The organism is Streptomyces sp. NPDC030798 (assembly GCF_055572275.1).
Map to the genome: position 1 here is coordinate 763,332 of NZ_JBVIDR010000002.1, position 12,324 is coordinate 775,655.

Here is a 12,324-nt window from a genome sequence, read left to right on the forward strand (position 1 = left end):
GACCTAGACCTAGGAGATCACGCGTCTGGGGGCGGGAATGGTGTTGAGTCTGGGGCCGGTCGGTCCTGCGCAGAGCGAGTATCTGATCCACTTCACTGGCCGAAGCGGGAGTCGGCCCATCTGGGTACCCGAGGACATCAGAGGCATGACCCCGGAGCAGCGTCTAGACACCATCCTGTGTGAGGAGAAGTTCCGGGCTTTCCCACCCTTCGGCGCAGCGGAGCCGGGTAGCTCGGGGACCCCATGTCTGTGCTTCTCCGAGTGCCCTCCTGGGCATCTCGACCACCTCATCGCGGCGCGAGGCTTCACACCATGGGGTCTGGTGACCGTTCGGGAAGTTGTGAACCACATCGGCGGAGGGACCGTGGCCTACGTCCCACCAGACGTGCACAAGGCATTCCAGGAAGCCGGTCTGGGGCACTGGGCGGTACGTACTTCGGCGGAGTCAACGTGGCTGCATGAGCGCGAGTGGCGGGTCCCTCTCCCAGACGGAGGGGCCGGCATCAAGGGTGTGAAAGCCATCCTGGTTGCCAACGCCGGGTGGAGGCCTACGAAGGTGCCCACAGGCCGGTGGATCGAGGGAGACACCGGTATCGAGGTCGCCGGACCGGGAGAACGGAACGCGATCGAGTTCTACGACTACCCGCGCCTGTGGCGCGAATCCAACGTGTGGGTGTGGGACCGGGAGAAGCGGGACTTCGCAAAGTATGAGCCGGGCGAGCTGTGCTGAGGATTGCTCGGCCCGCGCGTCAGTGCTGCCGCGCGACGGTCGAGACCGCGTGCCGCGTCGTGCCCGACAGCACCTCCACGACGAGACGGAGCGCCGCCGCGGTGTAAGAGTCGCTGTCGTCGTCCGCGCTCGCCCTACACCCGCCAGATGGCAAGGAGGGCGTTCACCTGCGCACGGCGCAACCTGGCCGTCTACGACCGGCGCCCTACACCGCCGCTCACGCACCAGTTGCACCGTCACGAGCGTCCGCGAAGGCGGGCCCAGAAGGCACCGAGGGCGGCGACTGCGAGTGCCTGAAGAGCGCCGGTGGCGCCTCCAGGTGTGCTTGCCTTCTCGCCCGCCACCAGAATCCCCGTGAGGATGAGAATGTACGGAACGAGGAAAAGAATGGTGCGACCCGTTCGTATCGGGTTCACTGCTTCCTCTCCTTTCAGCGAGTAGCGGCCAGGTGCCGGAGACGGTGACGGACTGCATTGAGGTTCGTTTCGCCCTGGGGGATGGGGATCTCTTGCAGTAGAGAGATGATCTCCTCTCCCTCGGCCAGGGAGTGCGATCGGGGGAGGCGCCGCCAGCAGCCGACCGCGTTGCCGACGGCGCGGATGGTTGTCTTGTGCGTCGGCCCGAGGAGACTGTGCCATGCCCTGGCGATGAAGATCCAAATCTGCAGAGCGTGACGGTCATCGCGCATGAGCCAAGCGATGTCGCCGCGAACGCTTCCGGCAGCCAGCGTGTACAGGTGGGTTGGGCCGTATTTCGTGGTCAGTTCGCTTATCAGTGCATCTGCGCTTGTGGCGGCCTCTGGGAAGCGCCCCTCTCTGGCGGTGACGCAGATTTCTTCAAGCCGTGCCCGGTACGGCTCGGGTAGCGGTTCGTACGGACGGTCTGGAGCGAGAGGTTCGTCCCACGGCAATGCGACGGGGGGTTGGGTGCTGGACGGACCTGGTGATGGGGTCACCTGGGTGTCCACCTGCGCAGCCCCCTGTGCCTTGGTCGAGTCGTCCGATAGCGGTTCGCTGGTGCCGTCCCTGTTGACCTGGATGGCCAGGGTGTAATGAGCCTGCTCATCATGGATGACGGCGCGGACGGGGGCATCGAGAGCTGCGGCCTCCAGCTGAAGGTGGGAGAGGACGGCTTCGTTGAGGGAGGCGCCCGGAGGTGGGGCGAAGAACTCGTCATCGATGAAGCACGTTCCGTCGGTGGTGATGCGAACCTGGACCATCGCGTCGGTAGCGTTCATGGCGTCTACTCCTTCCTGTTCGAGAGAGGGGTCAGATCGTGCTGGTGCCGCCGGCGCCGGGGAATGCGGGGTCGGCCCAGCCCCGATAGCGCAGGCGCCAGGTGCCGTCGGTGATGTCCTTGCGGTGAACGATGCCGATGCTCCCGGCCCTCAAGACGTCGTTGCTGGCGACCATGTCGTCGCCCAGGTACAGCGCGACGTGGCCAGCCGACTCGCCGGTGTCGTAGAACAGCAGCGCGCCGGCCGGCGGGTTGTTGTCGCCGGGGTGGGCGAGGCCCATGTCGACCAGGCGGTCCCAATGCGCGTTGGCGGTCACTGATCCGCTGTTTCGCCAACCGTAGGCCTGGGCGACGAAGTTGTCGCATCGCCGATACCAGCCGGTGCTTCCGGCGGCCCGGCGAGCCGCGCTGATCGCCTGGGCTGGGGTGCGGGGGTTCTTCGCCGTGAAGTGGGCGGCCGGGTCATCGCTGCCGTCGCTGTCGCATCCGGTGGACACCGAGGTCACAGCATGGGTGCCCCACGTTTTGGCGACGAGAGCGCCAGCGTCCTGCTCCCACTTGGCGTATGCGTCAGGGGTTCCGCTTCTCTGGACGGCCTGGGCGACTTTGGTCAAGGGCCTGGTCTGCCAGTCAGCGACCTTGACCAAAGCGTCGTAGAACTTGCCGGATGCGTAGACCGGGTCAGTCAGCTGGGCGACCGTTCCCCATCCCTGACTCGGGCGTTGCTGAAAAAGGCCGACGCTGTCCCGGTCGCCATTGTCGAGGTTGTCGAGACTTGATTCCTGCATTGCCGTGGCCACTGCTATGACGGCGGCGCGCGGGGCGAGACCCCGGGTCCGGGCGACGTTGGTGATCGTGGCGGCGTTACGTATCCGGGCAGCGCTCCAAGTTGCATGGGTCTGCGGGCCATGTGGGTCGAGCGGGACGATGACCTGGGAGTCGGTGGGTTGGGTCGATCCGTCGAATTTCACCGAGTCGCCAGCCGAACCGGGGCCGCTCTGTCCGTTGCCGACGGGCTGCAGACCGCCGTTGCAGGTCTGGGCGTTGGCCTCGCCGGTCGCCCCGGCCACGACCAAGGTGCTCAGCGCCATCACCGACGTGAACGCCGCGAATACCGCGATGGCGACGTTGCGAACGGCCTTCACCCGACCCCCCGTCATAAACACATGTGAATCACCACACCCAGTAGAGCATCACCTCCCTCCCGTCGGCTATCAAGATGTGCCACCCTCCGGCACCACCCCGCGAAAGAGGGCGAGGACAGCGGCGGTGCTGATGCGCCACTCGCCGCCGACTTTGCGGCCGGGGAGCTCGCCGCGTTGGAGGCCGGCCATCACCGCACCCTTCGTCGTCCGCAGCCAGCCAGCAGCTTCCTCAACTGTCAGGAAGTCGGGCATCAGGCGAGCACTGAACTGGGCATTTGGCCATCCGTCAAGTCTTGCTCGGGAGTCTTCGGCGGTGGGCTTCTCTGGCATGCACCTACCTCGCACAGAGCTCGGCCAAGGCGTCGCCGACGGGCCTCGGCTACCGAACGGGTGATCGTAGGCGTACCCTAGCCCGTCGTCAGGGTCATAAACAGTTGTTGTCAAGCTTGGGTCTCTGTACGTTGAGGCCGATTCGGCCCGTACTGGACCCAGTTCCGCGACGCGAGGACGTGGAAGGAGTGACGATGTCTGTCGCGCACCACGTGGTGACGCTGGCCGCCAACGGCAGCATCGGGAATCTGGTCAATGGGATAGCCCCGGACTGGGGGCCGTTTGCCGCTCTGGGCAATACGGCGCGCACTGTGATTCAGGCGATCATGGCTGGGGTGGTACTCGCGCTGCTGGGCCGGGCGGCTCTCGGCGCTTTCCACATCAAGGTGGGCGAGGGCCAGCACGACGTGGCGCAGGTCTCCAAGGGCAAGAAGGAGGTCGGCGGTTCCCTGATCGGCGCGTTCGTCGTCGGGTCACTCGGCACGATCTTCACGATCGTCTATGGCATGGGGATCTGAGATGACACGCAACTCCCCACCTCCGCGCCGTGGTACCAAGACGCTCGGCGGAGACAGCAGCGGGCCGGCACAGGGCAGCAAGCCGTGGTGGCGTGGCGCGGCGGTCGCCGGCGGGCTGTTCGTGGTCCTGCTCGTCTTGGCCGTCGTGGTCAACCTCGATCGGGGCAGCGGTAGTTCCACTGACTCGAGCCGCACTTCCAGCCCCGGCCCGACGCACGGTGCGGCGCCGGGGAAAAACGCTGGCGGTGCAGGCGGGAATCCGCAGACCTCCGCCTTGAAGATGGTCGACGGCGTTCCGGTTGGCTATCCCCACTCCCAGGCCGGCGCGGTGGAGGCCGCGGTCGACTATCAGATCGCCCGGTCTTCGGCGAAGTACTTCACCGACACGACTACGCGACACAAGATCATCGCCGCGATGGCGACATCGGAGGCGCGCGACAGGCTGACCGACAACGACGACACCGGCATGAAACAGGTGCTCTCCTCGCTCGGCATCAGCGACGTCAATGCTGACAGCCTCGTGGCGCGGGCTGCGGCCATGGGCACCAAGACCGTCAGCTACACCGACCAGGTCGCCACTGTCGAGGTCTGGATGGCCGGGCTGATCGGTACGACCAGCGAGAAGGCGCCGCTTCCCGTCTCGGCGTCCTGGACCACCTACACACTCACCCTCCAGTGGCAGAAGGGGGATTGGAAGCTCTCGTCAGTCACATCGGTGAATGGCCCGACGCCGGTATCCACCGGCAGCGAACCGAGCTCGGTCAACGACTTCCGCACGGCTGATGAGGAGTTCGATGCGCCTCCGTACATCGGCTGAGACGAGGCAGCGCCTGTGTAGGCGACTCCTTGTACTGATGGGGGTGACGACCACCTTCCAGGTGCTCTTCACAGCAAGGCAGGCGCACGCCAACGAGTTCAGCGACTGGTCGTGTAAGAACATCCCGTTCGCGGACAAGATCTGCCACACGGTCGAGGCCACCAACAAGGCCGTCGACTTCATGAGTGACCCGCTGGGGTACATCGCGCAGTTCTTCAACAACGCGGTGACATCGCTGTTCACGCAGATGATCAAGGCTCTGCTGTCGACCACCCGGATCGACTGGGGCAACCCGGGGTTCCTGCGCACGTACAGCATGGCGTTCGCTGCTTCCGCCGTCCTTACCGTGATCCTCTGGCTGATCGCCGCGGCCAAGCGTGCTTTGCAAGGAGTCCCGCCGTTGCAGGCGCTGGGTGAGTCGATCGGCTTTCTTCTGATCTCGGTGGTGGTCTCCGCTCTGGCACCAGCCGCCGTCGCTTACGTCACGGAGCTGTTCGACGAGGCCGCCGAGGCGATGTTCGCGCCGGTCGCTGGGGACGCGGCGAGCATGGTGGTCACCGTCACCTCGGGTATGGCCGCGCTGATGGCGATTCCAGGCGGCGCGGTCATCGTCATCTTCCTGGCGATGTGCATGCTCACCGCTGTCGCCGGGGTGTGGCTGGAGTTGATCGTTCGCAACGCGCTGATTCTGGCCGGATTGGTGTTCGGTACCTCGGTGTTCAGCGGGCTCGTGGACAAGAGCCTGTGGAACCACACCAAGCGGTGGATCGGTGTCATGGGCGCCGTCATCGCCAGCAAGTACGTCACCTTGACCACGATCGCCCTGGCCACCGGCATGCTGTCCACCAGCGGCCACGGGGACGTGTCGGTCGTTCAGGCGTTCGCAACGGTATTTACCGCGCTCGCCTTGCTCTTCTTGGCACTGTTCCTGCCGTTCTCCTTGGCGAAGTTCCTGCCGCTGGTCGGGGACGAGTTGCAGCACATGTACCAGGCCCGCGACGACCTCAAAGGCCGAGCGCAGAACCTCGGCAGCCAGGTTGGTGACACCTTCGGTGAGCTCAGAAGCCGGTTTGGCGGCGCATCGGACGGCGGAGGCGACGGCTCTGCCGAAGCCGGTGGTGGAGGTGCCGCTGGCGGCGGCGACGGCGGTGGCGCTGAGGTAGAGGCCGGCGCCGGGGAGGAAGCTGCGGGAGCAGAGGCCGCAGCGGCGTCCACCGGGGTCGGCGCGGCTGCCGTGGCAGGCAAGAAGGGCGTCGACATGGCCAAGGACCAGGCCGAAAAGGCAGCCGACCGGGCCGTGGACGGCGCCACAGCAGGCACCGGCGACGACGCCCCCGCTGCCCCGGACACGCCATCGCCCGGTTCGGAAACCGGTGTCGGCGAAGCCGTTGGAAGTGGATCAGGGACGGTTGAGTCCGGCCCTGGTGGCCCGGCGGGCGTCTCCTCGAAGTACATGCCGCCTCCGGCCGCTCCCGCACACGACCACACCGCTGTAGCCGGCGATGGGGTCGGCGCTCCGGAGGCTGCTCCGCCGTCATGGCCGCCCTCCGAGCCGGCGGCCGAGGAGCCAGCCCCGGAACCTGACGATGATCAGCCGCGATGAGCGACTCCATGATCGGAATTCTGTTCGATGCGTACATTCACGTTCCCGAGGCCGCGGCCACGCGGCTTGCTCGGTCGGAAGCTGGAGGCCGACGAACAACTCGTCCTGGGCGTCGGGTTCGTCGGCGGCCTGAGCCTGGTCTGGCTGCTGAGCGGCGTCGTTCTCAAGCTCATCGCGTTCTTGGTGATCGCAGGAAGCTGTGCCTGGGCGACGCTTGCTCCGTACAAGGGGCGGACCTATCTCAAGTGGTTCGAGATCAACCGGACCTACAAGCGGCTGTTGCGTGACGGTTCGCTGCTGTACCGCTCCAAGGCCGCGCACGTGGGCCGGATGGCCGACGGGCGCCGGGTGCCCATCGACGTGCCCCCTGGTGTGCCGCAGGACATGGAGTGGATCTCGGCGCGCACCGCGTTCGGGCAGATCGCTATCCTCCTCCAGCCACACGAGCTGATGTTCACCGCGGCGGTCGAGGTCGAGGCGATGCGCGATTTCGGCAGCCTGGACACCGACGACAAAGAGGCCCTGATCCGGGCGTACGAGTTCCTGCTGAAGTCGACGGCGGACGGCGGCGGCCGGATCCGCCGCCTGCAGTGGATCGCCCGGATCATCCCCACCGACCCCAATGCGCACGTCCGGGATGCCGCCGCGCGCCGCGACCCGCACGCCCCGGCCTGGCTCGACCACTCCTACGGCGAGCTGATACGCCAGGTCGCCGTCACCGCCGAAGACCGCCGGCTCATCCTCGCGCTCGGCATCCCCTACACCTCCGAACTCGTTGCCGAAGCCCGCCGCTACAACACCCTTCACCAGGGCTACGCGGTCACCTTGGGCAAGGAGGTCGAGTCGTTCATCCGCTCGCTGGCACGCGGTCAGCTGCGACACGTGCGCAACCTGGACGAGGCCGGGCTCGCCTCCTACCTGCACCACGCCTACGACCCCAGCCACTGGATCGACGACACCACCGGTATGGACCGGGTCACCGCCTGGCCCGCCGAGATCGATGCACGCCCAAAGGACCACATGGTCTCCCGCAGCTGGGAGGCCTCCCCGGACTCCTGGTTCTCGCGCACCGCATGGATCAAGGAGTGGCCCGTCCTGCCTGTCGGGATCAACTTCCTCGCGCCGCTGCTGCTGTACGTACAGGACGTCATCGTGTCGATGTCGGTGACCATGGACCTCGTTTCCACCGACCAGGCCATTACTGAGGCGATGGCTGACGCCACAAACGAGCTGGGGCAGGCCGACAAGCGGGCCGGGAAAATCGAGGACCCCCGCGAGCAGAAGGCACAGAAGGCGTCCCTGTCCACCATGCAGGAGATCGCCAACGGCGCGGCAGGTATCCGCCTGGCCGGGTGGCTGACCGTCACCTCTCCCAGCAGCGAGGCATTGCGCCGCGACGCCGACACCATCCGCAACGCCGCCACCCGCAGTGGGCTGCGCCTGGAGTGGTGCGACAAGGAGCACCACCGGGCCTTCGCCAACACGTTGCCGTTCACCGGTGGCCTGATCAAGGAGGGACGCTGATCAGACGTGCTGGAGATGTTGCGCACCCAGACGCAGACCAGGCGGCGGGCAATCCGCTCGACCTCCGCAAATGCCTGCGGCCTGTACCCGGCCGTGGGCGCTGCCAGCATGGATCCGCGCGGGGTGATCATTGGGCGGGAGGCCTACAGCGGCAAGGCGTACATTTTCGACCCGTTCATCCTCTATGACCCGAAGGCGCGCGTGCGCCTGCCCAGTCCGCACGTGTTGATTCTGGGTAAGTCCGGCCACGGCAAGTCGGCTCTGGAGAAGACGTACGTGTTGCGTCAGCTTCGGTTCCGCGACCGAAACTTCTGCGTCCTGGACGCTCAGGGTGAGGATGGTACGGGGGAATGGGACGGCATCGCCCGTGAGCTGGGCATCAAGCCGATCCGTCTGATCTATGGGGATGCCGAGGCCGGCGAGGGCATCCGCATCAATCCGCTCGACCCACGCATCCCCAGCGAGCACCAGTTCAAGGTGCTGGTCTCCATGATGGAGATCCTCGTCGGCGGGCCGCTGTCCTCGCAGACCAAGTTTGCCCTCGCCGAAGCGCACAAGGCCGCCTCGGCGAGCGCTCGCACGCACGGTCGCGTTGCTGTGTTGTCGGACGTCCTGAACGCACTCACCGCCCCGCGCGAGGCCCTGCTGGGTCAGCAAGCGGTCGGCCCAGAGGAGCTGAGCGAGTGGGGTCAGCCCGCCGCGCTGGCGCTTGACGAGCTGTGCAACCCCGACCGGGACCTGGCGGGTCTGTTCGATGGACCGACCAGCGAGGGTATCGACTTGGACGCCCGGCTGATCATCTTCGACCTGACGCGGCTGCCACGCGAGGGCGAGGCCATGCCGCTGCTGATGGCGGTGATCGGCCCCTGGATCCGGTTCGGGTGGATCAAGCCCGGCGACGACATCAAAAGAACCTTGATCGTCGAAGAGGCCTGGCACATCCTGAGCCACCGCCCCGTAGCCCGCCTGTTCGAAGAGCTGGTCCGCTACGGCCGCCGGCTCGGCCTGTCCTTCTGGGCGATCCTGCACCATCTGGCGGACTTGGTCCTCGAAGAGGCCCCCGAAGCCGCCGCGATCCTCAAGCTCACGGCGACGCGGGTGGTGTACCACCTGGATCGGGAGGAAGCCGAGAAGACCGCTGACTACCTGGGGCTGACCTCCTGGGCTCGCAAGTCGCTGCCGGATGGGGCGAACATCTGCGCCCCCGGGCGGGCGATCTGGCAGGTCGGCTCTCGGATCAACCTCGTTGAGCACATCCGAACGGCGACCGAGGTCCGGCTGACCGACACCAACAGGCGCATGACCGAGCGTTCCGGAACCGAGGTGACGCCGCCGACGGCGCCGATGATCCGTCTGCACAAGGGGGCCGCTGCATGATGCCCAAGGCCGCCGTCCCGAAGACCGCCGTACGGCTGCGGATGGGCCGCGACGCCATCTGGGTCATCCCTCTGATCGTCGCGTTCACGCTGACCGCGCTGCTGTGGGCCTCGGCGGTGCTCTCCGGGCTGCTGCAGCACGGCCGGCCCGCGGCGGTCGGCTGGAACGCCGCCGGGAACGGCATTCTGGCGATCCTTTCGCACCCCGGCGAACCGGGCACCGTCTGGCCCCACGCCGGCGTCGGCGGGCCGATCGCCTTCTGGAGCTCCTTCACCGTTCTGCTGGTCGCCTCCGGCTGCGGGGCGTGGAAGGGCTACTCGTGGTGGAAGCGGCGCGGCGTCGACGGTGCCGACGGCATGGCCACTGTTGCACAGCTGGAAAAGGCCATGGGGGAGAAGCAGGCCTTGGCCCGGGCTTCCTCCCTGCGACCCACCATGTACGAGAAGGACCCGAGCTCGATCACCATCCGGCACGTCGCCGTGCATATCGGCAACGCCGACCCCTCACACATCCCGTTGTGGATCACGATCGAGGAGAGCGTGGTCCTGGTTGCGCCTCCTCGGGAGGGCAAGACGAGCCAGATCATCCTCCCGGGCATCCTCGACTTCCAGGGCACGGTGCTGGCCACCAGCTCCAAGACCGACGTGCTGTACAACACGGCGGTGCTGCGCAAGGAACACGGCCCGGTGTGGGTTCTCGACCCGACGGGGCTGTCCGGTTGGCCGAACCAGTTGCGGTGGCCGCTGACCGCCGGGTGTGAGCGCTACCAGGTCGCCCGCAAGCGGGCCGAGACGCTCGTCGCCACGACCAAGAGCGAGGAGGGCACCTCCAATGGAGGCTACTTCTCTCTCAACGCCAAGACGTTGATCACCTGCTGGTTGCACGCCGCCGCGCTGAACAAGCGTCCGGTGTCCGATGTGCTGAGCTGGGCGGCCGATCCGGACAACCGGGAGGCCGTCGACCTCCTCGCGCTCCAGGGCAAGCACGCCTTGGCTGAGGCCCTGGCCGGCCAGCACGCCGCCGCGGAAGAGGAGCGCAGCGCGACCTGGCGAACAGCCCAGCAGTCTTTCATCGCCCTGTATGACGACAACGTCGCCGCCATCTTCGCCCCCGAGGGCGACGCGGAGGTCTTCGACATCGAGAAGTACCTCACCGAGGGCGGCACACTGTTTCTGATCGGCGAGGATGAAGAAGGCTCGGCGCTCGCGCCACTGAACGCAGCATTCGCCAAGGCGTTGTTCGACACGGCCAAGGCGATCGCGGGGCGCGCCCCCAACGGGCGGTTGCCCATACCGCTGGGTTGCTTCCTGGACGAACTGGCCAACGTCGCCCCCCTGCCGGAAATCCCGAGCCTGATGAGCGTCTCCGGCTCCCAGAACATCTTCGTCATGGCCGTCCTGCAGTCCTATGCCCAGGCGGAGGAGCGGTGGGGACAGCTCGGCGTACGCAAGATGATGGCGGCTGGCACCGTGAAGATCTTCCTCGGTGGTATCTCGGACCCCGAAGAGCTCAAGGCGTACTCCGCGCTGGCGGGAGAGTTCGACGAGGACGTCGCCTCGATCTCTGACGACGGAGACCGCGTGTCGGTCTCCACTTCACTGCGACGCCGCGCGGTGCTGGAGCCGGCCGACATTCGCATGATCCCCGAACGAGGCGGCCTGGTTTTCCACCGTCGCACCCCGGCGACTCTTGTCAGCTTCACCCGTGCCCACGAAGGACCGCGGGCCGAGGAAATCAAGGCCGCCACTCGCGAGGCACGCGAGATCGTCGAGGGCCGACGTCTGACGTTGGACAAGGCGGGCCGCGTCGATGGCTAACGGATTTGACGACCTGTTCAAGGCGATGGCCTCGGTGAACGAGGAGGTCGTCTCCATGAACGCGGAGCTGGTACTGCTCGGCGAACGCGTAGCGGTGCTGGAGGAACACCGCGCCGCCGGCAGTGGGGGCCACTCCGGCGGCGAGGGCGCCGAGGAGGAACGTGTCGTTGGTGTCCCGGTGCACTGGGCTGAGCTCAAACCGGCCGAGCGAGCAGCGCTGTGGCCAGAGTTTGTGGCCTGGGTCATCTGGATGGCCGACCGCTACGAGGTGACCAACGACCAGCTTCCCCGGCAGTGCTGGTGGCGGCACGGTGCCGTGGTCGAGGAGCTGACCGCTCTGTGGACCTCCCACCAGTCTGCCTATGCCCCCGGCGAGGACGCCGGCTCTGCCCCGTACCTGTGGCAGGACGCCCTCGCCCGGGCGATCGAGCGGATCGGCCGCCTGTGGGTCGGTGCCTGCCGCAACGGCCACCACCGCGACCGGCACCGTGAGAAGTGGGGCGGTGATGAGGAGTACCTCGCCGCGATTCTCGCAGCCGCCCCCACACCCGCCGACGGCGGCACCCGGGCAGAGGCCGGTGGGAAGCGGGAAAGCTCCGCTGTCTCACCGGGCGCAAACGCTGAAGACCATGACACACCCCCTGACGGCGAGTGACAGCAAGGAGAGATCGCGATGGCAATGAACCGGTACGGAGTGGAGGCTCGGGCGTACTGGCGGCGGTGGCTGCCCAAGCGCTACGCCGCCATTCCCGACCCCGTGGCCTTCTTCACCAACCTGGGCGAGCAGGTCGAGCAGCAGGTTGGCGACCTGTGGGACCAGCTGGTGGCCAACGACTGGCCGCCGGCGGACGAGACGCACGAGCAGCGCGTCGGACGGCTGGGCATGCTCAAGGCGCGAGCCGAGTACGAGGTGATAAGCGAGTTCGTGCGGCTGCCGCCCGAGCCCGATGCAGCCGCTGAAGCAGAGGCGGACGACGGGCTGCTGGAGAGCGACGAGCAGTTCGCCGAGCGTATGCGGCGAACCCAGGAGCACACCGAATGGGTGAGTTCCACTGCCGATGCCCTGATCGACGGCACGACCACCTTGGATGACCTCACCGACGAGCAGTTGCGGCAGGTACTCGACTACATGACGCCGTCCTTCCTGCGCCTGTTCGGTACTTCGGTGGAGGACCTGCGACCCCGGGGGCGCAACGTGTAGCGCCCCCCTAATCCACCCCCGGAACA

Annotated in this window: 12 protein-coding genes; 9 read left to right on the forward strand and 3 right to left on the reverse strand. The window is 66.9% G+C overall.

From position 1 onward, the window contains the following. The first annotated feature begins 145 nt into the window (after positions 1-145). Positions 146-730 carry a hypothetical protein gene (locus ACZ404_RS07935; RefSeq protein WP_468437009.1) on the forward strand — a complete coding sequence of 195 codons (585 nt, stop codon included), beginning with the start codon at positions 146-148 and terminating at the stop codon, positions 728-730. A gap of 430 nt (positions 731-1,160) precedes the next feature. Here the strand turns inward: ACZ404_RS07935 and ACZ404_RS07940 are convergent, their stop codons facing one another. From ACZ404_RS07940 to ACZ404_RS07950, 3 genes are all read right to left on the reverse strand, one after another. Next, positions 1,161-1,967 carry a hypothetical protein gene (locus ACZ404_RS07940; protein ID WP_468437011.1) on the reverse strand — a complete coding sequence of 269 codons (807 nt, stop codon included), beginning with the start codon at positions 1,965-1,967 and terminating at the stop codon, positions 1,161-1,163. 31 nt (positions 1,968-1,998) lie between these two features. Beyond that, entirely contained in the window at positions 1,999-3,111 is a 1,113-nt protein-coding gene (locus ACZ404_RS07945) for a hypothetical protein (RefSeq protein WP_468437013.1), read from the reverse strand. 69 nt (positions 3,112-3,180) lie between these two features. Next, positions 3,181-3,441: a helix-turn-helix domain-containing protein gene (locus tag ACZ404_RS07950; RefSeq protein WP_366837083.1), complete on the reverse strand. Its 261-nt coding sequence runs from the start codon at positions 3,439-3,441 to the stop codon at positions 3,181-3,183. A gap of 194 nt (positions 3,442-3,635) precedes the next feature. Between ACZ404_RS07950 and ACZ404_RS07955 the strand changes: the two genes are divergently transcribed. Genes ACZ404_RS07955 through ACZ404_RS07990 form a run of 8 tightly spaced genes read left to right on the forward strand, consistent with a single transcriptional unit; the run spans position 3,636 to position 12,298 of the window. Beyond that, entirely contained in the window at positions 3,636-3,959 is a 324-nt protein-coding gene (locus tag ACZ404_RS07955; protein ID WP_366837082.1) for a hypothetical protein, read from the forward strand. A gap of 1 nt (position 3,960) precedes the next feature. Next, positions 3,961-4,776 carry a DUF8175 domain-containg protein gene (locus ACZ404_RS07960; protein WP_468437015.1) on the forward strand — a complete coding sequence of 272 codons (816 nt, stop codon included), beginning with the start codon at positions 3,961-3,963 and terminating at the stop codon, positions 4,774-4,776. A 37-nt stretch (positions 4,777-4,813) separates the two neighbouring features. Further along, the gene (locus ACZ404_RS07965; protein ID WP_468437017.1) at positions 4,814-6,379 is read left to right on the forward strand and encodes a hypothetical protein; all 1,566 of its coding nucleotides are present in this window, start codon (positions 4,814-4,816) and stop codon (positions 6,377-6,379) included. A gap of 27 nt (positions 6,380-6,406) precedes the next feature. Continuing rightward, positions 6,407-7,903 carry an SCO6880 family protein gene (locus tag ACZ404_RS07970; protein WP_468437019.1) on the forward strand — a complete coding sequence of 499 codons (1,497 nt, stop codon included), beginning with the start codon at positions 6,407-6,409 and terminating at the stop codon, positions 7,901-7,903. Between the two features lie 15 nt (positions 7,904-7,918). Continuing rightward, the gene (locus ACZ404_RS07975) at positions 7,919-9,280 is read left to right on the forward strand and encodes an ATP/GTP-binding protein (RefSeq protein ID WP_468437196.1); all 1,362 of its coding nucleotides are present in this window, start codon (positions 7,919-7,921) and stop codon (positions 9,278-9,280) included. Further along, positions 9,277-11,097, forward strand: coding sequence for a type IV secretory system conjugative DNA transfer family protein (locus ACZ404_RS07980; protein ID WP_468437021.1), 1,821 nt, complete (start codon positions 9,277-9,279; stop codon positions 11,095-11,097). The genes ACZ404_RS07975 and ACZ404_RS07980 overlap by 4 nt, the downstream gene beginning before the upstream one ends. After that, on the forward strand, positions 11,090-11,752 hold the full coding sequence (locus ACZ404_RS07985) for a hypothetical protein (protein WP_468437023.1): 663 nt from the start codon (positions 11,090-11,092) through the stop codon (positions 11,750-11,752). The genes ACZ404_RS07980 and ACZ404_RS07985 overlap by 8 nt, the downstream gene beginning before the upstream one ends. 18 nt (positions 11,753-11,770) lie before the next feature. Further along, a complete protein-coding gene (locus ACZ404_RS07990) occupies positions 11,771-12,298 on the forward strand; it encodes a hypothetical protein (RefSeq protein ID WP_468437024.1) in 528 nt (175 codons plus the stop codon). Positions 12,299-12,324: the final 26 nt, after the last annotated feature.